The 23,798-nt window shown below is 64.1% G+C and carries 23 protein-coding genes; 15 read left to right on the plus strand and 8 right to left on the minus strand.

Going from position 1 to position 23,798, the window contains the following annotated elements:
• Positions 1–25: 25 nt before the first annotated feature.
• Genes atpD through AC6I21_RS05535 form a run of 3 tightly spaced genes read left to right on the plus strand, consistent with a single transcriptional unit; the run spans position 26 to position 2,177 of the window.
• Positions 26–1,474, plus strand: coding sequence for a F0F1 ATP synthase subunit beta (gene atpD, locus AC6I21_RS05525; RefSeq protein ID WP_138925960.1), 1,449 nt, complete (start codon positions 26–28; stop codon positions 1,472–1,474).
• A 1-nt stretch (position 1,475) separates the two neighbouring features.
• A complete protein-coding gene (locus AC6I21_RS05530; protein WP_054821357.1) occupies positions 1,476–1,742 on the plus strand; it encodes a F0F1 ATP synthase subunit epsilon in 267 nt (88 codons plus the stop codon).
• A gap of 6 nt (positions 1,743–1,748) precedes the next feature.
• Positions 1,749–2,177, plus strand: a complete 429-nt coding sequence (locus tag AC6I21_RS05535) for a DUF2550 domain-containing protein (RefSeq protein WP_346921724.1) — start codon at positions 1,749–1,751, stop codon at positions 2,175–2,177.
• Positions 2,178–2,289: 112 nt separating this feature from the next.
• Here AC6I21_RS05535 and AC6I21_RS05540 read toward each other — a convergent pair whose 3' ends face one another.
• Positions 2,290–3,510 carry an N-acetylglucosamine-6-phosphate deacetylase gene (locus AC6I21_RS05540; protein WP_497763159.1) on the minus strand — a complete coding sequence of 407 codons (1,221 nt, stop codon included), beginning with the start codon at positions 3,508–3,510 and terminating at the stop codon, positions 2,290–2,292.
• Positions 3,511–3,711: 201 nt separating this feature from the next.
• Between AC6I21_RS05540 and AC6I21_RS05545 the strand changes: the two genes are divergently transcribed.
• Positions 3,712–4,113, plus strand: coding sequence for a hypothetical protein (locus tag AC6I21_RS05545; RefSeq protein WP_497763160.1), 402 nt, complete (start codon positions 3,712–3,714; stop codon positions 4,111–4,113).
• An 18-nt stretch (positions 4,114–4,131) separates the two neighbouring features.
• On the opposite strand, the gene nucS is transcribed toward AC6I21_RS05545, so the two are convergent.
• Entirely contained in the window at positions 4,132–4,827 is a 696-nt protein-coding gene (gene nucS / locus AC6I21_RS05550; RefSeq protein WP_138173032.1) for an endonuclease NucS, read from the minus strand.
• Positions 4,828–4,953: 126 nt separating this feature from the next.
• Here nucS and AC6I21_RS05555 point away from each other — a divergent pair, with 126 nt between their 5' ends.
• The 3 genes from AC6I21_RS05555 to crcB all read left to right on the plus strand — a co-directional run bounded on the left by AC6I21_RS05555 (position 4,954) and on the right by crcB (position 6,432).
• The gene (locus AC6I21_RS05555) at positions 4,954–5,295 is read left to right on the plus strand and encodes an Rv1322 family protein (protein WP_138173034.1); all 342 of its coding nucleotides are present in this window, start codon (positions 4,954–4,956) and stop codon (positions 5,293–5,295) included.
• A gap of 257 nt (positions 5,296–5,552) precedes the next feature.
• A complete protein-coding gene (locus tag AC6I21_RS05560; RefSeq protein WP_138173036.1) occupies positions 5,553–6,053 on the plus strand; it encodes a fluoride efflux transporter FluC in 501 nt (166 codons plus the stop codon).
• A gap of 1 nt (position 6,054) precedes the next feature.
• Positions 6,055–6,432 (plus strand): fluoride efflux transporter CrcB, encoded by a 378-nt coding sequence (crcB, locus tag AC6I21_RS05565; protein WP_138173038.1) that lies wholly within the window; start codon positions 6,055–6,057, stop codon positions 6,430–6,432.
• 4 nt (positions 6,433–6,436) lie between these two features.
• Here the strand turns inward: crcB and AC6I21_RS05570 are convergent, their stop codons facing one another.
• Positions 6,437–7,678 (minus strand): AI-2E family transporter, encoded by a 1,242-nt coding sequence (locus AC6I21_RS05570; protein ID WP_138173040.1) that lies wholly within the window; start codon positions 7,676–7,678, stop codon positions 6,437–6,439.
• 164 nt (positions 7,679–7,842) lie between these two features.
• Here AC6I21_RS05570 and AC6I21_RS05575 point away from each other — a divergent pair, with 164 nt between their 5' ends.
• Positions 7,843–9,549 carry a DUF8094 domain-containing protein gene (locus AC6I21_RS05575; RefSeq protein WP_497763161.1) on the plus strand — a complete coding sequence of 569 codons (1,707 nt, stop codon included), beginning with the start codon at positions 7,843–7,845 and terminating at the stop codon, positions 9,547–9,549.
• Positions 9,549–10,457, plus strand: a complete 909-nt coding sequence (locus AC6I21_RS05580) for a tetratricopeptide repeat protein (protein WP_138173044.1) — start codon at positions 9,549–9,551, stop codon at positions 10,455–10,457. The genes AC6I21_RS05575 and AC6I21_RS05580 overlap by 1 nt, the downstream gene beginning before the upstream one ends.
• 178 nt (positions 10,458–10,635) lie before the next feature.
• Here AC6I21_RS05580 and AC6I21_RS05585 read toward each other — a convergent pair whose 3' ends face one another.
• The 3 genes from AC6I21_RS05585 to AC6I21_RS05595 are packed head-to-tail and all read right to left on the minus strand — an operon-like array spanning position 10,636 to position 14,808.
• On the minus strand, positions 10,636–11,586 hold the full coding sequence (locus AC6I21_RS05585; RefSeq protein ID WP_138173046.1) for a CobW family GTP-binding protein: 951 nt from the start codon (positions 11,584–11,586) through the stop codon (positions 10,636–10,638).
• On the minus strand, positions 11,583–13,262 hold the full coding sequence (locus AC6I21_RS05590; RefSeq protein ID WP_138173048.1) for an amidohydrolase: 1,680 nt from the start codon (positions 13,260–13,262) through the stop codon (positions 11,583–11,585). Before AC6I21_RS05590 ends, AC6I21_RS05585 begins: the two co-directional genes overlap by 4 nt.
• Before the next feature lie 52 nt (positions 13,263–13,314).
• The gene (locus tag AC6I21_RS05595) at positions 13,315–14,808 is read right to left on the minus strand and encodes a sodium:solute symporter family protein (RefSeq protein ID WP_212743846.1); all 1,494 of its coding nucleotides are present in this window, start codon (positions 14,806–14,808) and stop codon (positions 13,315–13,317) included.
• Positions 14,809–15,274: 466 nt separating this feature from the next.
• Here AC6I21_RS05595 and AC6I21_RS05600 point away from each other — a divergent pair, with 466 nt between their 5' ends.
• From AC6I21_RS05600 to AC6I21_RS05615, 4 genes are all read left to right on the plus strand, one after another.
• On the plus strand, positions 15,275–16,039 hold the full coding sequence (locus AC6I21_RS05600; protein ID WP_138173052.1) for an ABC transporter ATP-binding protein: 765 nt from the start codon (positions 15,275–15,277) through the stop codon (positions 16,037–16,039).
• The gene (locus AC6I21_RS05605) at positions 16,015–17,577 is read left to right on the plus strand and encodes a transporter (RefSeq protein ID WP_497763162.1); all 1,563 of its coding nucleotides are present in this window, start codon (positions 16,015–16,017) and stop codon (positions 17,575–17,577) included. Before AC6I21_RS05600 ends, AC6I21_RS05605 begins: the two co-directional genes overlap by 25 nt.
• Before the next feature lie 260 nt (positions 17,578–17,837).
• Entirely contained in the window at positions 17,838–18,092 is a 255-nt protein-coding gene (locus AC6I21_RS05610) for a DUF3039 domain-containing protein (RefSeq protein ID WP_054821750.1), read from the plus strand.
• Positions 18,093–18,166: 74 nt separating this feature from the next.
• Positions 18,167–19,933 carry a DEAD/DEAH box helicase gene (locus AC6I21_RS05615; protein WP_497763163.1) on the plus strand — a complete coding sequence of 589 codons (1,767 nt, stop codon included), beginning with the start codon at positions 18,167–18,169 and terminating at the stop codon, positions 19,931–19,933.
• Positions 19,934–20,046: 113 nt separating this feature from the next.
• On the opposite strand, the gene AC6I21_RS05620 is transcribed toward AC6I21_RS05615, so the two are convergent.
• Both AC6I21_RS05620 and AC6I21_RS05625 read right to left on the minus strand, forming a co-directional pair.
• Positions 20,047–20,640, minus strand: coding sequence for an isochorismatase family protein (locus AC6I21_RS05620; protein ID WP_497763164.1), 594 nt, complete (start codon positions 20,638–20,640; stop codon positions 20,047–20,049).
• 8 nt (positions 20,641–20,648) lie between these two features.
• Positions 20,649–21,947, minus strand: a complete 1,299-nt coding sequence (locus AC6I21_RS05625) for a nicotinate phosphoribosyltransferase (protein ID WP_497763165.1) — start codon at positions 21,945–21,947, stop codon at positions 20,649–20,651.
• A 431-nt stretch (positions 21,948–22,378) separates the two neighbouring features.
• Between AC6I21_RS05625 and AC6I21_RS05630 the strand changes: the two genes are divergently transcribed.
• Both AC6I21_RS05630 and clpS read left to right on the plus strand, forming a co-directional pair.
• Complete coding sequence (locus AC6I21_RS05630; protein ID WP_497763166.1) at positions 22,379–23,407, plus strand: sensor domain-containing diguanylate cyclase; 1,029 nt, start codon at positions 22,379–22,381, stop codon at positions 23,405–23,407.
• A 111-nt stretch (positions 23,408–23,518) separates the two neighbouring features.
• Positions 23,519–23,794, plus strand: a complete 276-nt coding sequence (clpS, locus tag AC6I21_RS05635) for an ATP-dependent Clp protease adapter ClpS (RefSeq protein ID WP_425459798.1) — start codon at positions 23,519–23,521, stop codon at positions 23,792–23,794.
• Positions 23,795–23,798 lie beyond the last annotated feature (4 nt).

Here is a 23,798-nt window from a genome sequence, read left to right on the forward strand (position 1 = left end):
TCCTACCAGACAAGAAGTGAGAAAGATGACTGCCCAACTCAACGAGCAGGTTACCGCAGGGGCCACCGGTCGCATTGCCCGCGTGACTGGCCCGGTCGTGGACGTCGAGTTCCCAGCCGATGCACTGCCTGCAATCTACAACGCACTGACCGCTGATCTGACGATCAACGGCGAAACCAAGAAGATCACCTTCGAAACCAGCCAGCACCTGGGCGACAACATGGTTCGCGCCATCTCGCTGCAGGCCACCGACGGCCTGGTGCGCGGCGCGCGGGTCACCGACACCGGGGCACCGATTTCCGTGCCCGTCGGCGACGGCGTGAAGGGCCACATCTTCAACGTGCTGGGCGACGCCCTGGACGTTGACAACTCGGAGATCCAGGTCACCGAGCGCTGGCCGATCCACCGCAAGGCCCCGAAGTTCTCGGACCTCGAAGGCTCCACCGAGATGCTGGAAACCGGCATCAAGTCGATCGACCTGCTCACCCCGTACATCCAGGGCGGCAAGATCGGCCTGTTCGGCGGTGCCGGCGTGGGCAAGACCGTGCTGATCCAGGAAATGATCACCCGTGTGGCCCGCAACTTCGGCGGTACCTCGGTGTTTGCCGGCGTGGGTGAGCGCACCCGCGAAGGCAACGACCTGTGGGTCGAAATGGAAGAAGCCAACGTGCTGAAGGACACCGCCCTGGTGTTCGGCCAGATGGACGAGCCGCCAGGCACCCGTCTGCGCGTGGCCCTCTCGGCCCTGACCATGGCGGAGTACTTCCGCGATGTGCAGAACCAGGACGTGCTGCTGTTCATCGACAACATCTTCCGTTTCACCCAGGCCGGTTCCGAGGTGTCGACCCTGCTGGGCCGCATGCCTTCGGCCGTGGGCTACCAGCCGAACCTGGCTGACGAAATGGGTCTGCTGCAGGAACGCATCACCTCCACCAAGGGCCACTCGATCACCTCGATGCAGGCGATCTACGTGCCGGCCGATGACTACACCGACCCGGCCCCGGCGACCACCTTCGCCCACCTGGATGCGACCACCGAACTGTCCCGTGAGATTGCCTCGCGCGGCCTGTACCCGGCGATCGACCCGCTGACCTCGACCTCGCGCATCCTGGACCCGCAGTACGTGGGCCAGAAGCACTACGATGTGGCGATCCGCGTGAAGTCGATCCTGCAGAAGAACAAGGAACTGCAGGACATCATCGCGATCCTGGGTGTGGACGAACTGTCCGAAGAGGACAAGATCGTCGTGGCCCGTGCCCGCCGTATCCAGCAGTTCCTGTCGCAGAACACCTACACCGCGAAGCAGTTCACCGGTGTCGAGGGTTCGACCGTGGCGCTGAAGGACACCATCGAGGGCTTCGAGGCCATCTGCAACGGCGACCTGGACCACATCGCAGAACAGGCGTTCTTCAACGTCGGTGGTCTGGACGACGTCGAGCGCCAGTGGGCCGAGATCCAGAAGGCCAGCAAGTAGCATGGCCGAGCTTCAGGTCGAAATCGTGGCGGCCGACCACTTCGTGTGGGCCGGCCCCGCGAAGCTGGTCAAGGCGCGTTCGGTGGACGGTGAGATCGGAGTTCTGCCCGGTCACGTGCCGACCCTGACCGTGCTTGCCGCAGGGGATCTGGAAATCGACCCGGTTTCCGAGGCCCGCTTCTCGGTGCGCATCGATGGGGGATTCTTCTCCGTCGACCACGACCGGGTGGTTATCGTCGCCGACAACGCAGTGGTTAACGCAGCGTAGGCGCCATTGATCGAGATTAGCGCACCAGTTCTGATCGCCTTGCTGGTCTTGGCCGGCATCGTGGCGTTCTTTGGTGCCATGGGCGTGCGCCGCTTCCAGTTGCGGCGCACGCTCGGAACCTTCGATGCCTCCTACCACACGCCCGCGGGCAAGTGGGTGATGTGCATTGGACGCTACGGCACGGCCCATGTGGACCTGCTGCGGTTCTTCTCGGTCTCGCCGATCCCGGCGTTCGTGCTGGAACGCCGCGGCCTGGACATTTCCGGGTGGCGGCGGCCCAAGGACGATGAACGGGGCAAGATCCCGCCGGGGTTCATCATCGTAAGCCTCAAGCGCGGCGATGAACTGATCGAGATGGCGATGGACTACCGGGACTACACCGGGTTCTCCGCCTGGCTCGAAGCCGGCCCGATCGCCGGCTCCTGGCAAATCTAGTCGACACCGTCTCCTGGCTGAGACAACAGCTGACCCCCAACCCTTCACGGGTTGGGGGTCAGCTGTTTAACATCAAGATTGTTGAGGGAAGATCCGAACCCGGTCAGCGGGCTCAGTCCAGCAGCTGCCCGCTGCGGAACACCTGGCGCAGCTCCAGATTCGGGCCGAGCACCAGCACGTTCGCGACGAAGCCCTGGTGCAGCCGTCCGGCCTCATCGGCCAGTCCGATCAGGTAGGCCGGCACCTTGGTGGCGGAGATGATCGCGCGCACCAGCGGCACTCCGGCAGCCACGGTGCGGCGCACCACCTCCAGCAGGGTGCAGGTGCCCCCGGCCAGGCGCTGCCGATCGCCCTCGGCCAGGTGCGCCTCGCCGTCCTCGACCCGCACCTTGGCCGGGCCCACCGTGTATTCGCCGTCGGTCAGCCCGGTGGCGGCCATCGAATCGGTGACCAGTGCAATGGACTTGGCTCCCACCAGTGCGAACACCATGCGCACGGTGTCGGGGGACAGGTGCACGCCATCGGCGATCAGTTCCAGCACCGCATTGCCCTTGGCCGCCATTTCCAGCGCGGCGGCGGCCGGGCCGGGATCACGGTGGTGAATCGGCGGCATCGCATTGAACAGGTGGGTGACCAACGGGCGCTCGGTGAACCCGTCCACCCCTGCGCTTTCCAGCTGCTCGGCGATCTCCTGCAGGGCCTTGCGGGTCACCGACGCGCTGGCGGCGGTGTGCCCGATGGCCGGGACGATACCCTGGGAGACCAGCGCCTCGATCAAATCTTCGGTGCCCTCCAGTTCCGGGGCGAAGGTCATGGTGCGCAGCTGCCCGTGGCTGGCCATCACCAGATCCGCGACGAAGTCCGGATCCGGGTCGGTGAGGAATCCCGGATACTGTGCCCCGCGGCGTTCGGCGGAGAGGAACGGTCCCTCGGCGTGGATGCCGGCAATCAGCCCGGCTTCGGCGAACTCCGCCAGCAGCTCGGTGGCGTTGAGCATCTGTTCGTGGTCGGAGGAGACCAGTGAGGCGATCACCGTGGTGGTGCCCGAGCGGTGCAAAAAGTCGATGGCGTCTCTGACCCCGGCGTGCTCCGGATCGGAGAAGTCGGCGCCGTTCGCCCCGTGGCAGTGGATGTCGATCAGCCCGGGCACAAGGGTGGTGTCCTCGGCCAGGAAATGCTCGGTGAAGGTGTCTGCGTCCTCGGTGGCCAGGAAGTCATCGCGGTTGCCCGCGAAGACGATCCGGTCGCCCTCGATGGCAAGCGCGCCATCGGTAACCTGCAGGCCGTCGGAGACCAGCCGGGCGAACATTACGGTGCGCTGTTCGGTGCTCATGACCCCAGCTTAGGCGCATTCGCACGAGCTTGTCTCAAATTCGTGCATAATCCCTGCACGCGGTACCACAGCGATGAACCCGAGATTGCTGGGTACGCTGGCTACCGTGCGCCAGTTTCGATGGCTGGAGCGCAGCGGTTTATCGCTGTGGTCCATCGCGGGATAGCTGGAGCGTTCTTTCACCAAGGATTGGAGCGGGTAGTGACCGTAAACCACCCCGAATGGGTATACGCCAGACTGATGCAGTACGAACGCCAGAAGAAGATCTGCACGAGCCTGATCAGTCTTTCTGGTGGCTTGTTGGTGGTTCTGGGGTTGGGCGGGACACGCTTGTCGCACGCTCCGTGGCAGGTGACATCGCTGTCCATTACGTCTGTCGTCCTTGCCGTGCTGGGCCTTGGATGTGCCTATCTCATGGCCCAGGAAGCCGATGAGGATCTTCGAATGACCATGCGAAGGGTCGAGCAAACCGAGGCAAGCTTTCAAATAATTGATCCGCGCCGTGACCGCAGATCGCTGGCGATGCTCTTCGCTGCCGGGCTGGCATGTCTGGGAATTGCCGTTGTGGCAATGGTTGCCGGGCTTTGGTGGCCGGGCGGGTAGACGGGACTTGCCTTGAACCTAGAACAGCCGCCCGGCCGAGTCGTCCACGCCGCGCATCGCGTCGTAGTCGAGCACCAGGCAGCGGATGCCCCGGTCCTCGGCCAACGTGCGGGCCTGCGGCTTGATCTGTTGGGCGGCGAAAATGCCGGTGACCGGCTTGAGCAGCGGGTCGCGGTTGAGCAGTTCCAGGTAGCGGGTGAGCTGTTCGACCCCGTCGATGTCCCCGCGGCGCTTGAGCTCCACGGCCACCGTGGCCCCGGCGCCGTCGCGCGCCAGGATGTCCACCGGGCCGATCGCGGTCATGTACTCGCGGCGGATCAGGGTGTGCCCGTCGCCGAGCAGGTCGATCTGTTCGGCCAGCAGGCGCTGCAGGTCGGCTTCCACCCCGTCCTTGATCAGGCCCGGGTCGGTGCCCAGCTCGTGGGCCGAGTCGTGCTCGATCTGGTGGAAGTGGATGGTCAGCGTGTCATCGCTCTTCGCCGCGGCCAGGCGCCACACCTCGGTGACGCCTTCCTCGGCCAGTTCGGGGGCCGGCTCCTGCACGTGCATGGTCAGCGGCGGGTTCATCCAGTTCAGCGGCTTGTAGCTGCCGCCGTCCGAGTGGATCAACACCGATCCGTCGGCCTTGACCATGATCAGGCGCTTGGCCAGGGGCAGGTGGGCACGCAGACGCCCGGCATAATCCACGGAACACTTTGCAACAACTAAACGCACCCACACAACACTACCTGCTGGCCGCGCCGGATGCAGGCAGCGTGTGACGCAGGTATCCGGTGGTGTCCGCCGGTGGTGTGAGCGCTCGGCTGGAACCGGCTTGCTGCCATGCGGCATGATGGAGCCATGCCCCGTTCTAACCGTCCCCGCCGCAATGGAAGGTCGCGCAACACCACGTCGCGCCAGCCTTCCGGGCCGCCGCAGTATGAGGAGGACTGGGTCGAACGGGCCCGCTACGGGGTGGTGCGCCTGCAGGATGCCCCGGATGGGCAGTGGCATGTGCGCAAGATCAGCCCGCTGTCCGCGTCCAAGACCTACACCTGCCCGGGCTGCCACCGCGTGATCGGCGTGGGGGTCTCGCACCTGGTGGCCTGGCGAGCCGATCACTGGTCCGGTGACGAGGCCTCGGCGGCGGCGCGGCGGCACTGGCATGAACGGTGCTGGGAGATCCGCTCCTACCGTTACTGATGGTGTTAGTGGAGTTCCTGCGCACCATGGCCTTGTGCCAGAATGAAAGCGATGCCCGGCATCACGGCGGTGGGGCCCGCCGTACCCAACCTCGCACCCGTTGCGACAACGGTCCCTACCTCAGCAGCACCACTGTGCCCGAAAGGTAGGAGATCCACGATGAGCGTCACACTTTGCAGCCCCGAATGTGCCACGGCTGCCGGGTGGCGGTTATCCGCGCGCCATGCACCGTGCGTCCACCCAGTGGGGGAGAAGGCATGAATTCCACGACGCCGAAGCCTGTACGTACACCACACTCGGCCCGCCTGGTCCCGCTGTTGTTGGTTTTTCTTGGCGGGGCGCTCGGTACCGCCAGCCGGCAGGGCCTTGCCCTGCTCTTCCCGCCGGTGGATTCGGTGCCGTACACCATCCTTGCCATCAACGTGCTCGGCGCCTTCCTGCTCGGGTTGCTGCTTGAGTTCCTCGCGCAGCACAGCAGCGAACAACGCCGGCACCGGGTCTGGCGGCTGCTGGTGGGAACCGGCTTCATGGGCGGGTTCACAACCTACAGTGCCCTGGCCGTGGACACGGCCCTGCTGCTGGGCGGTAACAGCCCGCTGGCCGGTCTGGCCTACGCGCTGGGCTCCGTGGTGCTCGGCTTCCTGGCGGCGGCCGCCGGGATCATCCTTTCCGCCACGATCCGCCGCTCCAGCACCCGGCATGGACGATCGGCCAGTGGGGAACCGGACGGGGCCGCCGATCCGGAACGGGGGCAGTGAGATGGATGTGATCCAGTTTGTGCTCTTGGCCCTGGCCGGGGGACTGGGGGCGGTCAGCCGCTTTGTGCTGGTGGAGTGGATCGCCGTGCGCTGGCGCGGCACGCTGCCGTGGGGCACGATCCTGATTAATCTGAGCGGATCCCTGGTGCTGGGCCTCATCACCGGGCTGGCAATGGGCCACCTGCTGCCCGAGACCTGGCGGCTGATCCTGGGCACCGGGTTCCTTGGCGGCTATACGACTTTCTCCACCGCCAGCGTGGAAACGGTGCGCCTGCTGCGTCAGGGCCGAGTGCTGGCCACGCTTGGCAACGCGTTGGGCACGCTGCTGGCCACGGTGCTCGCGGCCGGACTCGGATTGTGGCTGGGCCTGGCGCTCTAGAGTTTTAAAGCCTGTCCTGGCGCGCGATGAACACCTCGCGCAGCAGGATCATGGCCGCCGCGGCGGTGGGAATGGCCATCAGCGCGCCGGTGATCCCGGCCAGTGAACCGCCGGCGATCACCGAGATCACCGCCACCGCGCCGGGCACCGCCACCGCCTTGTGCATGATGCGCGGGGAGACGATGTACGCCTCGATCTGCAGGTAGCCGAAGTAGCAGATGCCGTAGATCAACGCGCTCTGCCAGCCCAGGGTGAGGGTCAGTGTGGTGACCAGCACCCCAGCGATGACGGCCCCGACCAGCGGGATGAACGCCAGCATCGCCACCACGAGGGTCAGCAACGCGGCGAAGGGCACACCCAGGATGGTCATCAGGGTCAGCGCCACCAGCGAGTTCAGGATCGCCACCGAGGCTTGGCCGATCACGTAATTGCCGACGCTGCGGGTGATCCGGTTCATCAGCTCGCCCACCCTCTGGCGCTTGGAGCGTGGGGCCAGGCGCAGGGAGAAGGCCATGATCCCGGGCATGGAGGCCAGGAAGTAGACGGCCAGCACGAGCACGATTAGGATCCCGAACATGGACTGGGCCACGGTTTGGGAAACGCCGAGCACCCCACCGAAGACGTTGGTTACCGCCCCGGAATCCCCGAAGAACTTGTCCACCTCATCGTTGATTCGCTCCGTGACCTGGTACTGCCGGTCCAGCTGGGAGACCAAGTCACTGTTCAGAAAATCATCGATGATCTGTGGTGCACTTTCGATGAACTGCGTGATCTGGGTGACCAGGGTCGGGATGATCACCGCCATGAAGCCGCCAAAGACCGCAAAGATCCCCACCATGGTGCTCAGCACCGCCAGCGGGCGGGTGAAGCCGTGGCGCACCAGGAAACGGACGATAGGATCCAGGCCCAGTGCGATGAACATCGCGATCACGATCCAGGTGATCAGCGAACCCACGTTGGTCAGCAGGTAGTATCCCAGCAGCGCCAACCCCACACCGAGGGTGGCTAGGAAGCCAAGGGCAACCGGATGCATGACCTCCAGCGATTCGCTTTGCTGCTCGCCGTCCACGTCGGGTTCGTCACCCAACGCGGGATTGCGTGCCGGGGCGCTGAGCAATTGGGTGATTCGGCGGCCAAAGTGGCGCATCCGGCTGCCGCCGGCGACGACCTCGCGGGCAGACACCTCGGTGGCCGGACGCGGCGCCGGCTCGTCCTGGTGCGGCTCGGAATCAGGCTGCGGGTTCATGGCTTTGAGCTTACCCCCAGCCGGGGCGGTCAGGATGGATGTTGCGGGTCCGAGCCCGCACGCGGTTTGAGCATCCTCACAATCCGCGTCAGGAACCAAGTCCACGATCCACTCGTTAGACTTGAGTCGAAGACCTTGTGACCGTGATGCGAATGGGTGAAGCCGTGCGAAAAATACTACCGGTGATCGCGATGCTGATCGGGGCCGTGGCCCTGTTCATCGGCATCGGACAGAAGACGTTTTGGGCGCCGCCCGAAACGGTGACTGCCTCCATGCCCGAATTCGACGGCAGCGCGCCGTTGACGGTGATCGAGCCGTCGATCAACGACGCGGACATCGCCCCGGTGGAGCTGCAGATCGAATCCGAGGGGGAGTTCACCGCCTCGCTGGGCCGCAGCTATGACGTGGAGGCCTGGGTGGGCGATGCCAAACACGTCTCACTGACCGGCATCGACCGGGTGAACCACCGCCTGCAGGCCGAGCTGGTCGACGGCAAGGCCGAGGTGCCCAACCCGGCCGGCGGGGACATCTTCTTTGACTCCCAGCAGGCCGACGGGAAGATGACCTACCGCTGGACCGCGCCGGATAGCGGCTCCTGGTCGCTGCTGCTGGCCGCCGACGGCAAGCAGGCCGCCCCGGCGAAGATCTCGGTCACCTACGCGAACACCGCCACCATGCCCTGGGCGCTGCCGCTGATCATCATCGGTTCGCTGCTGATCGTGGTGGGCCTGGCCTTCCTGCTGGTGCGCCCCGCCGCCAAGCGCCCGGCGCGCCGGGTGAACACCCACAACTCGCTGGCCCTGGTTGCCGCCCTGTCCCTGGGCCTGTCCGGGGTGCTGATCCCGGCCGCCCCGAGCGATGAGTCCGCCAGCCCCCAGGACGCCGAAAGCGCAACCCCCAGCGAACAGGCCAGCGACGCGGCCGCCGAGCAGTCCGCCTCGGCCACGCCCGAGGAGCAGACCGCCACCACCTTCCCCGTGGTCACCGAGGAACAGCTGAACCGCATCCTGGAGGATGTGAAGAAGCAGGTCGGCAAGGCCGATGACTCGCACAACGCCAAGGATCTGGACGCCCGCACCGCCGGGGCCTTCAAGTCCATCCGCTCCAGCCGCTACGAGATCCTGAAGAAGGACGTGAAGGTCGCCGAGCCGACGAAGCTGGCCACCGACGTCATCCGCTCCGCCGCGGTGCCCAACACCTCCGAGGCCAAGTTCCCGCGCGTGATCAACGTGGTCACCGCCAAGGACCAGGACCCGAACACGCTGCCGATCGCCATCACCCTGCGCCAGGAGAACGCGCGGGATAACTACAAGGTCGTCTTCGCCTCGCAGATGCTGCCCGGCGCCTCCTTCCCGGGCATCGCGGTGGGCGACCCGTCGGTGAAGCAGCTGGGCGCGGACGCCGAGGGGCTGAACACCAAGCCGCAGGACGCCATGAACCAGCTGGCCGACGTGCTGACCAACCCGAAGTCCAAGCAGGCCGGGAAGTTCGCCGAATCCGAGTTCATCAAGGCGGTGCACGCCGGACAGAAGTCGGAGAAGGACAAGGCCAACGAGGCCGACGTGAAGTACGAGCGCAAGCCCAGCGCCAAGGACACCATGGTGCTCTCCACCCCGGACGGCGGGGCGATCGTGACCGGGCTGATCAACTCGACCACCACGTTCAAGCGCACCGAGGACAGCGACCCGCTCAAGGGCGCCGATGAGCTGACCCGCAAGCTGCTGGGCAGCAGCTCCAGCACCGGGGACGTGCAGATCCGCTACGCTGAACCCGTGATGTTCTACATTCCTGCCGGGGATTCGAAGGACAAGATTTCCCTGATCGCCGGCGAAGTCGTACTGCTGGATGTCAAGCAGGTGAAGGAGAGCTAATGAGCGAACAGAATATCCCCTCGGCCCGCGGGGCCGTGGATTTGACCGACCTGGCCGCTGCGGCCCAGCAGGCCGAGCAGATCCCGGCCGCCGCCGCCGGCAGCTGGACCACCCAGCTCGATGAGGCCGGGTTCCAGCAGTTCGTGGGCCTGTCCCAGCAGGTCCCGGCGCTGGTGTCGCTGGGCGCCGCGCGCCTGGCCGCCTCGGTGGAGCTGGACAAGATCCTGGGCACCCTGGTCGACCGCCAGGGCGGGAAGATGGTGCTGGGCGTGGTGGATGCGGAGGCGCACCCGCAGATCGCCCAGGCCTTCCAGGTCCAGCAGATCCCGATGGTGGTCGCGCTGGTCAAGGGCCAGCCGGTCCCGCTGTTCCAGGGCACCGCCCCGGCCGAGCAGATCGAGCAGGTCCTGGCCCAGCTGCTGGAGCTGGCCGCGCAGCAGGGGATGGGCGGGACCGTGCCGCCGTTTGGCGCCGCGGGCACAGAGGAGCCGGCGCTGCCGCCGCTGCACCAGAAGGCCATGGACGCGATCGATGCGGGGGACTTCGCCGCCGCGGAGGCCGCCTACACCCAGGCGCTGAACGAGAAGCCCAACGACCACGAGGCGCAGGTGGGTTTGTACCAGGTGCGCCTGCTCTCGCGCACCCAGGGCAAGGACCTGAACCAGGTGCGCCAGGCCGCGGCCCAGTCCCCGGATGACATCAACGCCCAGCTGGAGGTGGCGGACATGGATGTGGCCGGCGGGCACGTGGAGGACGCCTTCTCCCGGCTGGTGAACCTGATCTCCCGGCTGCATGACGAGGACCGCGAACGGGTCCGGCGCCGGCTGATCGAGCTGTACGCCGTGGTGGGCAACAGCGACCCGCGGGTCGCCGCCTCCCGCCAGAAGCTGGCCCGCGTGCTCTTCTAAACCACCTCGTCGGCAAAGTAAGAACCGCGAGTGCGACATCTGCACTCGCGGTTCTTGCTTTCCGTAAGCGATGGAACCAGACACTCACCACTAATGCTTGTTTTGGTCACGCGAGAACGCTCCCAGAAGTCGAAGCATTGGTCTAGAGGCTGGCAATCCCAACTAGAAGTAGCTGCCACTATCTGTTAAGTTGTTTCAGCTCTGCCTCGGCTTCGTGCACTATCCCCTCGGCGTTCGGTCCTGCAGCGATCATCACCATCGCCGAGGATTCTGGCCGTCGCTTCTGTGAGCCATGTGGCCTCACTGTAACTTGGCGCCCGGCTAATTGGACTTCCTGCCAGCTGCCCGCCTTGTCGAGGGCAATCCCTTTAGCCCGCATAAGGAGCGCGGACTGTGATGACAAAAAGCTGACTAGAACATCAATGTCGAGGGGCTTCGGGAGATCGACAGTGACAGAAGCATGTCGTGTTTGATGGGCTAAGGCCTCAGCACCCTTGTTTTGCTTCGGGCTTTCGTCCGTGTAGCGGGCAGAGGCGTCATTCTGTGCAGGACCAAATACCTCGAGTGCCGTTTTCCCAGGATCAGTACTTTCCTGTATGAAAATAAGCGCGTTGGGTGCAGCTCGACGACAGGCTTCCTCCGTCTTGCTGATGTCACGGGGCAGAGCGACATCCGTCTTGGTGATCAAGACCGTTTCGGCGCGCGCAAGCTGCCGTGAGACCGTATCGCCGACGTATTCGTTTTTCAATAAGCGCGGGAGAGCCGTGGCGTCTGCGCAGACGACGAGAGGCCCGCGTGTGAAGCCGGGAAAGGTGCGCCATTGGGCAATTTGCCTAGGGTCACCGACACCGCTGACTTCGCACAGAACGTTGTCAAGATCCGCGCGTTCAGCAAGTTTGGACATAACGCGCGAAGCATCGTCATTTATCTGGCAACAGATGCAGCCGTTCGTTAGCTCAATCGTGTCCTCGTCCGCGGACGAAATGAGATCGGCATCGATATTGATTGAACCAAAATCGTTTACTACGACGGCAGTACGCCCGGGCAGAACACCGCCTAACAAGCGATTCACGAGCGTCGATTTTCCAGATCCTAGATAACCACTGATGATCGCCAACTTTGCCGTCATGGTGCCAGTGCTTCTGCCGGTGCTGCAACCTTCGTCTTGAAGTGTTGCCCACCGACTACAGTTCCCAGGACCCGGATGTCACCTATGCGTTCCGCCTCAACATCAAAGGGATCCTCCGCCAAGACCGCTAGATCCGCAAACTTACCGGATTCAATGGAACCTACTTCGTGGTCCATCTTCAGCATGTAGGCGCCACCGATGGTCACGGCTTCGAGTGCTTCTTGCACTCCGATCTTCTCGAATTCGCCCATTACACGTCCCGAGACGGTTTTTCGTGTAACGGCATGTTTTACGGCTTGCAGTGGTCCCAAAGGCGTTACTGGTGTATCCGAATGCAAGGAAATCGGCACCCCGGTTCGCAGCGCGGTCGCTGCTGCATTCATTCGTGCCGCTCTGTCGGGACCAACAGTCACATCAATATGCTGATCACCCCACGCCCAGATGTGATTGGCAAAGATGTTCGCGCAGGCTCCAAGCGCTGCCATCCGCCGATACTGCGCCGCCGTGGTCATCTGAGAATGGGTGCAGGTATGACGATGGTCGGGCCGCGGGTAGCTCGTGAGAATCTCTTCGAGTATGTCAAGGAACAGCTGAGTTGTCTGGTCGCCGTTGCAGTGAACGTGAACCAGCAGGCCTGCGCGGTGGAATGTCTCGAACGCTGCCTTGAATTCTTCCGGGCTAATGTTCCAGATCCCGTTAGGCTGATCTCGATAGTAGCCAGGCGCGAGTAGCCGTGCAGTGAAACCTTGAATGGATCCGTCCAGCATGAGTTTGACGTTTCCGAAGCGAAGTTTTCCTGTCGATTCGTCGCGAAGATGCACAAGCCGGTCCGCAGCCTCCTGCAAAGAGAGGGTAGGTTGACCGATTCCGGCGCCAAAGTGGAAGACATTGAGCCTTGCAGGGTAATCGTCGCGAACTACCGACTCATACAGGTCGACACCCTCATCGTCCATTAGCGCTGTCGTGCCCAGGTCTGTGAGCGTCGTCGTTCCGGTGTTCACCCCTTCCTGCGCGAATCGGATTAGTGCCTCAGTGTTGGTATTGAGAACGCCGCGACCCTCAGTTAATTCTGCAACGAGACCCATCGCTGCGAACTCTTGCAGTTCGCCTGTCGGATCACCATTCTCATTCTTGACCACGCCATCAACCCTCGTCGACTGATTTATGCCGAAACGTTCGAGGACTACGCTATTGACCGCGCAGACGTGCCCGTTTGTGTGAGAAACGTAAATAGGCCGGTTGGATGACACCATATCGAGTTGTTCAGCCGCCAGCGGCTGGTCCGGGAAGTAAATGGGGTCGAGTCCCCAAGCCATGAGTAATTCGTCGGGAGCGTGCAATTCTGCCTCGGCCTCTCTAAGCCGTTCTAGAATCTCATCGACGGTCCGACACCCGGGCCAGCGTCGTCCATCAGGGTCGATCCGATCCATGTATCCCACGTAGGTGTTGGCCCAGACGTTTCCCGAGCCCGCGTGACTATGCGCCTCCACAAAGCCAGGTAGGAGAGCCGAATCTGAGTAACGTTCATCTACGACGGCCCCGGGGTACTCTTTCAGTTCTGTCACTGTTCCCACTGCACGAATTCGGTCGCCACGTATAGCGACAGCTTCGGCTACTGGCCGTGCGGGGTCCATAGTACGGACGATTCGAGCTGGGTAGATTACTGTACGTTCCATTGTGTTCCTTTCCGGTGGGGAACTGATCGGGATTGCTACTTCGTAGTCTGGTTCATCGCTCGTTCAACTTTGATGGCGACTTGGCCGGGGAATCATGAGTCGGGTCGGAGTTCAGGGAACCTGAGGTGCCGCTCTCTGTAGGATCCATAGCATGGGACTGCTCGCTTTCGCTGAGTATCGCCTCTGCAGCTGAAGTCACTTCACCCTTGACGGGAGTCTTGCTGCTCAGTGGGAGTCCGCGTCGGAACGCTTGGAAGTAAGCAATAACGGTCTCATCCTCAGAGTGTTTAGTCATCAGGCTGACAACAATCAGCAGCGTCCCAGATGCCAGAAGGCCGGGCGCGATTTCGTGGAGTCCAAATGGCGTACCTGCTATTCGCCATGCCAAGGAAACTACCAGCGCCCCAATGGTGCTGGCCATGACGCCCGCCTTGGTCGCGCGCTTCCAAAACATGGCAGCGAGCACCGGTGCTACGAGAGCCGAGGCAGTGAAAGACAGTGCGACCTGGTAAATGCCGATTACGTCCTTCACCCAAAGAGCTATCACGAGCCCGAGCACCGCCATGAAAGCTACGGATAGCCTGGAGACCTTCAAGATCTGAGCGTCGCCAGCCTTAGGGTTGACCCAACCCTCGTAGATGTCCTTGGAGACGTTGATTGCGCCGCTGAGCAGGAATGAAGTCGCACCGGTCAAGAGTGCGGCAAGCAAGGAGACCATGAGTAGGCCGCCGATAGAGCCAGGGAACAGCTGCGCGATGAACGAGGTGTAGATCGCGTCTGGATCAGTTCCCTCCGGGAAGACCTGTACCGCAGTGATCCCGATGAAAATTGCGACGAGACCGATCAATGCGGAAATAACAAAACCGATCACGACACCCGAAATCCCGACTTTTGTGGATTTTGCAGCCGTCAAGCGCTGCCAGGTGGTCTGCCAGACTATGTAGAAGGGCCCGAAAACCAAGAACCAGTTCATCAGTTCTATGCCGCCGATGCTACCGAAACTGAGCAATTTTTCCGGGGCTTCGCGCACGACGACTGATGGACCGCCAGCGTATGAAACACCGACTACGAGAGTGATGACGACACCCGCCAATATGACGATGGTCTGGATCGCGTCGGTCCACGCGACACTGGGCATACCACCGATGAGGGTGAACACGAGGGTCACGGCAAAGCCGATAATGATTCCCCAGAATGCGGGCAGGTCAGTGATGGAGCTCAAAATTGAACTCATGCCGACAAGCTGCATGCCGAACGTTGGAGTCATGTAGAGGAAACCGATGATCAGCGCAGGGATCAGCGCGGCGAGCTTACCGAAACGCCGAGCGAACAGCTCGGGGATGGTGTACAGGCGAAGTTTTCGGATCACCGGGCCAAGCGCGAGCATCGCTACCACAGTAAAAAGCATCATGCTGATGCTTGTGATGAAGTAAGAGACTCCCATCTCGAACCCTTTACCCGAGCCGCCAATCAGCGCTGCTGAACCCGTAACTGTCGCGATAACAGAGCCGCAGATTGGGAAGAAGCCAAGCTTGAAGTCCGCCATCGCATAGTCGTCGGCTGTCTTTACCGTCTTTGAAGATCTGATGCTGACAGCGAATAGGAGGACCAAAAAACCTATGATCCATACTAGGTACCAGTTCAAGGTCGTACCGCCGTTCTAAATGGGTCGAAACTTTTCAAATATGTGCACCTGGTACATAAGCCCTTTAGAGCTACTGAGGTCTTGAGCCTTTTGGAGTGCTTTACACTCCTGACCTCAGGTGTGCTTTACATCACCATTACTGGGTTTTGAATTGATGCAAAGAGCCAGTCAGGAGGGCTTTTTTGGGGGCCAGTAAGTCCCAGCGATGGAAAACCGGCCTGCTCTGTAAGTCAATTTCGGGTGGAAGCCAACGGGAAAGGCGGGATGGGTTTAAAGATCAAATCTCGTTTTCACTTGGGAATTGGGGCGCAAGTTTAACTCCAAAGGATGATCCGCCCGGGGTGGGGCCATTGATAATCTCGGGTACATGAGTATCCCCGCACTGAGCATCAGATCGCTGGCCAAGCAGTTTGGCCCCAAGGTGGCGGTCAACGACGTCAGCCTGGACGTCCCGGCCGGTTCCTTCTTTGGCCTGGTCGGCCCGAACGGCGCCGGCAAGACCACCATGCTGTCCATGGCCACCGGGCTGCTGCGCCCTGATGCCGGCAGCGCGGCCGTGCACGGGGTGGACGTGTGGGCCCAACCGCGCGAGGCGAAGTCGATGATGGGGGTGCTGGCCGACGGGGTGCGCCAATTCGACCGGCTCACCGGACGCCAGCTGGTCACCTACTCGGGGCTGCTGCGCGGGATGGAGCGCGAGGAGGTCACCACCCGCACCGAGGACCTGCTGCGGGTCATGGATCTGGTCAATGACGGGGACAAGCTGGTGGTGGACTACTCCGCGGGGATGACCAAGAAGATCTCGCTGGCCACCGCGATGATCCACTCTCCGAAGCTGCTGGTGCTCGATGAGCCCTTCGAGGCGGTGGACCCGGTCTCGGCGGCAAACATCCGGGACATCCTGAACGAGTACGTGAAGTTCGGCGGCACCGTGATCGTCTCCTCCCACGTGATGGACCTGGTGCAGCGCATGTGCTCGCACGTGGCCGTGATCGCCGACGGGGTGCTGCGCGCCTCGGGCACCGTGGATGAGGTGCGCGGCGGGATGAGCCTGGAGGAGCGCTTCGTGGACCTGGTCGGCGGACGGGCACAGGGCGGAGGGCTGTCGTGGTTGCGCACATCCTCAAACTAAAGCTGACCCTGCTGCGCAACGGTTTCCGGCGCAGCACCTGGCAGCTGGTCGGGGTGATCATCGGTACGCTCTACGCCCTGGGCGTGGTGGCGATGCTGATCCTGGCCGCCTGGTTCTCCGCGGACCTGCAGTGGCTGAGCTACATTTCCATCCTGGCCAGCTCGCTGGTGGTGATCGGCTGGGCGATTGTTCCGCCGCTGCTGACCGGCGTGGACCTGACCCTGGAGCCGCAGCGCTTCGTGCACTTCGGCATTGAGCCCAAGACGCTGGGCAGGGCGCTGGTGCTGGCCGGATTCGTCTCCATCCCGGCGCTGATCACGGTGCTGGCGATGGCCGGGTTCAGCGTGCTGTGGCGCCTGGATCCGGGCGTGCTGCTGCTGGCGCTGGTGGCGAACCTGGGCACCGCGGTGCTGGCGGTGTTCGGCTGCCAGTACCTGACCATCCAGGCCACCGCGTTGCGCTCCAAGCGCCGTTTCCGCGAGGCCACGTTCCTGATCTTCTTCCTGCTGCTGGTGAGCCTGGGGCCGATCATCGGGATGCTCACCGAGGCGGCGACCAGCGCCCTTGACTGGATCGACCCGGTCGCCACGGTGTTGGCCTACACCCCGTTCGGCACCCTGGGCGCGGTCGCCCCGGCGGCCGCCGAGGGCGCGTGGCTGGCCGCGATCGGCCACCTGCTCTACGGCCTGGTGTGCCTGGCGGTCCTCTACTGGCTGCTGCTGCGGGCCACTGCGAACGCCGTGGTCACCGCGCCGGCCCCGCAACGCGCCGCCTCGGCCAAGGGGCTGGGCCCCTTCAAGTGGATGCCGCCCACCCCGTGGGGTGCGGTCGCCGCCCGGGCGCTGGTGTATTGGCTGAAGGACCCGCGCTACGCGATTGGCGTGCTGATGGTCCCGGTTCTGCCGGTGATCTTCTACTTCGCCGGCTCCCAGTCCGGCAGCTACGCGATGATGTTCCTGCTCGGCCCGATCTTCGGGATCCTGATGGGCTTTTCCATCTCCGCCGACGTCTCCTACGACAACACCGCGTTCTCCCTGCACGTGCTCACCGGGGTGCGGGGCCGCGATGACCGGATCGGGCGCATGCTCGCCTGCCTGCTGGTGGGCCTGGTGCCGGTGCTGCTCGGGGCGATCCTGCCCGGGGCGCTGACCAACCAGTACTGGCGCATCCCGGCCGATGTGGGCCTCTCGCTCGGTGCGCTGCTGGTGGCCCTGGCGATCTCCTCGGTGGTCTCGGCCCGCTACACCTACGCGGTCCCGCTGCCGGGGGAGAACCCGATGAAGACCCCGCCGGGCAACGGGGTGCGCGTGGCGTTGACCCAGCTGCTGACCTTTGGCGGGATGGGGCTGCTCTTGCTGCCGCTGGTGATCCCATACCTGTTTGCGATCTTCGGCGGCATCCAGCCGCTGGGCTGGGTGACCCTGGCCGGCGCATTCGTCTACGGCGGGATCCTGCTGTTGATCGGTGTGCGGGTGGGCGGCAAGTGGATGGATGCCCGCCTACCGGAGCTGATGCAGGCGGTGCTGCTGAACAAGTAGCGGCCTCGACGGCCATGGCGCCCCACCCAAGCCCCGGTGCGCCGGTGCTGGATCACCTCCAGCATCGGCTACCGGGGCTTTGCCATGTCCGCAACCCCCTGCAGGTGCCCGGAACTTCACACGGTGTTCAAAGCCATGCGCGGTGTCCGGAAAGTCGGCAGGTCAAACCGCTAATCGGGCGGATTTCCGGGGCTGCGGAGGACCAGTTGGACGTGCTGTGGGGGCTTGGGCGGAGCGCGAAAAGTACTAGACTGGATGCCATGGTTGAAGAGTCACAAGAAACCCGCGGCGGAACAGCAACAATCGAGCGGACCGAGACGCAGCAGAACGTTGAGGCCGGCGATCACGAGCGCTTCGCACACTATGTGCGCAAGGAAAAGATCATGGAATCGGCCCTGTCCGGGGAACCGGTGATCGCCCTGTGCGGCAAGGTCTGGACTCCCGGCCGCGACCCCAAGAAGTTCCCGGTCTGCCCGGAGTGCAAGGAAATCTACGAATCCATGCAGGGCGACTAACCGACCTTGCCTTCACGCCCGGCAGCCGCACGGCTGCTGGGCATAGATTCGTGGTCCGCGCCGGGAGAGGATAGATGACCGACACACTTTTCGACATTGGTGACAAGCTTCCGCTGGAAGACAAGCTGCCGGTGGCATATCCGGAACGCGCGGCCTGGGGCACCGGGCCGAAGCTGCGTGCCTGGCAGGCCGAGGCGCTCGCCCTCTACTTCGACACCGAACCCAGGGACTTCCTGGCGGTGGCGACCCCCGGCGCCGGTAAGACCACGTTCGCGCTGCGCCTGGCCAAGGTGCTGGTGGACTCCAAGAAGATCAACCGGATGATCGTGGTCGCGCCCACCGACCACCTGAAGAAGCAGTGGGCCGACGCGGCCGGCCGTGTCGGGCTGGCGCTGGACCCGAACTACAAGAACTCCGATGGCCGCCACGGCGATCACTACCTCGGGGTCGTGGTCACCTATGCGCAGGTCGCCCAGAAGCCGGCCGTGCACCGGGCCAAGACCGAGGACGCGCGCACCTTGGTGATCATGGACGAGGTCCACCACGCCGGTGACGCCCTGTCCTGGGGCGATGGCATCCGCGAGGCCTTCGAGCCGGCCACCCGCCGACTGGCGCTGACCGGTACCCCGTTCCGTTCGGACACCGCCCCGATCCCGTTCGTGCAGTACACGGACGAGGGGGACGGGATCCGCCGCTCCAAGGCCGACTACACCTACGGCTACGGCAACGCCCTGACCGACCACGTGGTGCGCCCGGTGCTGTTCATGGCCTACTCGGGCAACATGCGCTGGCGCACCGCCGCCGGCGAGGAAATGGAGGCCCAGCTCGGTGCCGGGGCCACCAAGGACATCACCGCCCACGCCTGGCGCACGGCGCTGGACCCGGCGGGGGACTGGATCCCCTCGGTGCTGCGCGCCGCCGACCGCCGCCTGTCCGAGGTGCGGCGCACCGTGAAGGACGCCGGCGGGCTGGTGATCGCCACCGACATCGATGACGCCAAGGCCTACGCCCAGCAGCTGGAGGCAATCTGCGGGCAGAAGGTCACCACGATCCTCTCCGATGACCCCACCGCCTCGCAGAAGATCGATGAGTTCTCCGAAGGAGATTCACGCTGGATGGTGGCGGTGCGCATGGTGTCCGAGGGCGTGGACGTGCCCCGGCTGTGCGTGGGCGTGTACGCCACCTCGACCTCGACCCCGCTGTTCTTCGCCCAGGCCGTCGGCCGCTTCGTGCGAAGCCGCAAGCGCGGTGAAGTGGCCAGCGTGTTCCTGCCCTCCGTGCCGATCCTGATGGCCCTGGCCAACGAGATGGAGGTCGAACGCGACCACGCGCTGGACCGCGAAGGCTCCAAGGTGGAGGACGGGCTGGATGACGCGGCCCTGGAGGAAGCCAACCGTGAGGAGAAGGCCAGCGACGAGCTGGTGCGCAACAAGTTTGAGGCGCTGAACTCCCAGGCCTCATTCGACCGCGTGCTCTTTGACGGCGGCGAGTTCGGCACCGGCGCGGACATTGGCAGCGATGAGGAGCTCGGCTTCCTGGGGATCCCCGGGCTGCTGGAGCCCGAACAGGTCTCGGCGCTGCTGCGCGAACAGCAGAGCAAGCAGATCAAGGGCGGAGCCTCCAAACCCGCCCCGGTTTCCGACCACCGCCAGCTGATGGACCTGCGCAGTCAGCTGTCCAAGAACGTTTCGGCGTGGGCGGCGCGCACCGGCACCCCGCACGCGCAGATCCACACGAAGCTGCGCAGCGTCTGCGGTGGCCCGGCCGTGCCGCAGGCCAACGCGGACCAGCTGCGCGCCCGCATTGAGAAGCTGCAGGACTGGTTCGTCGGGCGCAAGTAGCCAGCGGTGACCGCAGTCCCGGCAGGAGCGGAACACCGCACCCAAACCAAAGAGGAAGAGGCCGCCACGGCGGCCTCTTCCTCTTTGTCAATGTTCGTGTTCCGATCCGGTTTCTAGCCCAGGGTCAGTACGGTGACCCCGGATTCACGCAGTTCGCTGTAAAGGCTCGGCAGGTTCTCGGGGGAGACCGCCGCGGTCAGCGGGGTGATCACGGTGGTGGCGAAGCCGGCCTTGGCCGCATCCAGCGCGGTGGCGCGCACGCAGTGGTCGGTGGCGATGCCCACCACGTCCACCGCGGTCACCTGCCGCTGCTTCAGCCAGTCCTGCAGCAGCGGACCGGATTCGTCCTCCAGGTCCGCGGCCGGATTCAGCAGCCGGGCCTCGAAGCCCGAATAGCCATCCGAATACCGGCCCTTGGCGAAGTGGCCGTCCACCTCCAGGTCGGCGATCTGCGGATGCAGGGCGGCTCCGGGAGTCCCGGCCACGCAGTGCACCGGCCAGGTGTCCACGTAGTTCGGGTTCTTAGAGAAATGCCGGCCCGGATCGATGTGCCAGTCCTGGGTGGTGGCGATCGCCGTGTAGGAGTCGCGGCGTTCGGCCACATCCGCGGCAATGGCCGAGGCAACGGCATTGCCGCCCTTCACGCCCAGCGGGCCGCCTTCGCAGAAGTCCGGTTGTACGTCAATGATCAGCAGTGCGCGGGACATAGTGCTTCCTATTCATTCACGAGGATCGTGGGGATCACCGGTTCACCGCGCTGCAGTTTGCGGGCGATGCCTGGCATCTCCTGGATCGAGGCGTGGTGCCGCTGGCGGGCCAGCTGCACGCCGGAGGCTGAGACATACTTTTCGTCAATCTCACCATGCGTGACCAGCGGGACGGTTAGCAAGCGTTCCGGGCCTTCGGTGGTGTGTTCACCCAGTACAACGATCTCGTTGACCGCACGGTTCCGCTCATTGAGCTGACGCACGCCGCTCTTGCGTCCGCCGGTGCTGGCCTTGTTGGTGGCGGCCTTGGCCACCGGGATCCATTCGCCGCAGGTGTCCTGGCGGGCCACCAGCTTGTAGACCATGGAGGCGGTGGGGTGCCCGGAACCCGTGACCAGTGCGGTGCCCACCCCGTAGGAGTCCACCGGGGCGCTGGCCAGGGCGGCGATCGCGTACTCGTCCAGGTCGCTGGTGACGGTGATCTTGGTGTTCCAGTTGCCCAGGTCATCGAGCAGCTCGCGCACCCAGGTGGCCTGCTGGACCAGGTCCCCGGAGTCCAGCCGGACCGCACCCAGTTCGGCGCCGGCGACCTCCACCGCGGTGCGCACGCCCTGCTCAACGTCGTAGGTGTCCACCAGCAGCGTGGTGTCCACGCCCAGGGCATCGACCTGTGCCTGGAACGCCTCGCGTTCGCTTTCATGCAGCAGTGTGAAGGAGTGGGCGCTGGTGCCCACGGTCGGGATGTCGTAGCGGGCCCCGGCCTCCAGGTTGGAGGTGGAGTCAAACCCGGCGATGGCGGCGGCGCGGGCCGCGGCCACGGCGGCCTCCTCGTGGGTGCGCCGCGAGCCCATCTCGATGCAGGGGCGCTCGCCGGCGGCGGCGATCATGCGAGAGGCGGCGGAGGCGATGGCCGAATCGTGGTTCAGCGTGGAGAGCACGAAGGTCTCGATGACGCAGGCCTCGGCGAACGTGGACTCCACGGTCAGCAGCGGCGAGTTGGGGAAATAGAGCTCACCTTCGGCGTAGCCGGTGATGTTGCCGGTGAACTTGAAGTTCTCCAGGTAGTCCAGGGTCTCCTTGTTCACGACCTTGTTGTCGGAAAGGAACTTCAGCTGTTCGTCTTCGAAGCGGAAGTTCGCCAGCCCCTCCAGCAGCCGGCCGGTGCCGGCGACCACTCCGTAGCGACGTCCATCCGGCAGGCGGCGGGCGAAGGCCTCGAACACGCTGGGACGGTGCGCGGCCCCGGACGCCAGTGAGGCCTGCAGCATGGTCAGCTCATAGTGGTCGGTAAAGAGGCTGGTGAGCATGCGGTGCTCCTGTGTAGTCGGGGACAAACCAAGACTTACTGTATCCCGCTTCAAACCGTGGTGAGACATCACCCCGGTGCCTGGTGCCGGCGAGTCCCGGACACGCCGGCGCATTGCCCTGCACTGGATCCGCCTGCGTCGGTTCCGTTGCCGGGTTCCAGCACGAGAGGCACGGAAATGGGAGTCGAGTGGGCCAGCACCAGCGCTTATGGGGCTGGGGCCGGCCCGGGGACGGCGGAGCCGTAGAGCCTGCTGTTCGGGCTTGAAGTCGCCATGTCGCGCTGGTATTTTCAGCAAAAAGCGGGGTTCGGATGATGCGGACCGGTGAAGCGGCCGGGAGCTGTACGCGGTGCGCGTCTGCGGCGCGGGCACCAACCGTGCGGATCCGGCATCTCAGGGGCACCCCTGAGACGATCGACAACGAGAAACGAGTGGCAAGCGTGTACGAATCTGGCACCGGTGAAGGCTCCCTGTCACAGGACGCACTCCTTGGAAATGCGAAGGGTGCACCGCGGCTGGCCACGCAGCGCAAGGAGGTCAACGGTGCCCACAGTTTCTCCCAGGCCGCGCAGCGCGTGGTGGACTACCTGAACCACCACACCCCTTTAACTGATTGGTCGGTCTCGCGGATCACCGACGGGTACCAGGTGCACCTGCACGTTCACCATGATCACCTGATCAACGTGGGGGACCGGATGGACTGGGGCGAAACCTTTTGTCGGCGCATGGCGGCGGGCGCCGCACACGTGGTCCCCGACGCCAAGACCCACCCGCAGTATGCGGATTTGCAGGTTGCCCGCAAGATCGGGGCGTATGCCGGCTATACGATCGGTGATGACAATGGACAGCCCTTCGGCGTGCTGTGCGGGGTGCGCAGCCAACCGCTGGAGGCTGACGAGTCCGTGGACGAGGAACTGCTCAAGGTCTTCAGTGACCTGCTTTCCTCCCAGCTGGAACTCTCCCGCGGCTTTGACCGGGACCGGCGGGCCCTGGAAATCGCGAAGGCACAGGCACACCGCGATGCCCTGACCGACTTGCTGAACCGTCGCGGCTGGGACGCGATTCTTGCCGACGCCCAGGCACGGGTCAACGCCTTTGGGGATCTGGTCGCCGTGGCCGTGCTCGACATTGACGGATTGAAGGCCCTGAACGATTCGCAGGGTCACACGGCGGGGGATCAGTTGATCCAACGCGCGGCTCGGGCCCTGCGCGACGCCTCCTCGCGCTCCCACCGGATTGCGCGCTACGGGGGAGATGAGTTCGTCATCCTGGCCAACGGGATCCCTTCCGCGCGGCTGGAGCAGCATTTCGCCGTGTTCCGCCAGGCTTTGGAAACGGCCGGGGTTGCGGCGTCGCTTGGCTACGCCGCCTCGGTGCCCGGGGATTGCTCGGTGCAGCAGGCATTCATGGAAGCCGACCGGCAAATGTACCTGGACAAGCAGCGCCGCCGGGCCCGATAACCCCCGCACCCATCCCGCCCGATGCGTTCGCACCAGCGCACTGGATCAATGTTGTTATCACCGCGAGCCCGGGAAGCGCGATAAGGGCGTAAAATGGTGGGCATGACCGTCATGCCCGATATCTTCGAAGAGATTAGTGAGCAGGTTCTCCACGATAAGAAGTGGCGCCTGATCGTGTGGAACGATCCGGTGAACCTGATGAGCTATGTCAGCTATGTCTTCCGCAGCCATTTTGGCTTTACCGCAGAGAAGGCCGAGAAGCTGATGATGCAGGTGCACTACGATGGCTTTTCGGTGATCCTGAACGGGTCGCGCGAGAAGATCGAGGGGCACGTGCAGGCGATGCACGGTTATGGCCTGAACGCCACCATGTCCCAGGAGGCCTAACTTC

The sequence above is a fragment of the Glutamicibacter sp. St.4D3 genome (genome assembly GCF_059728615.1).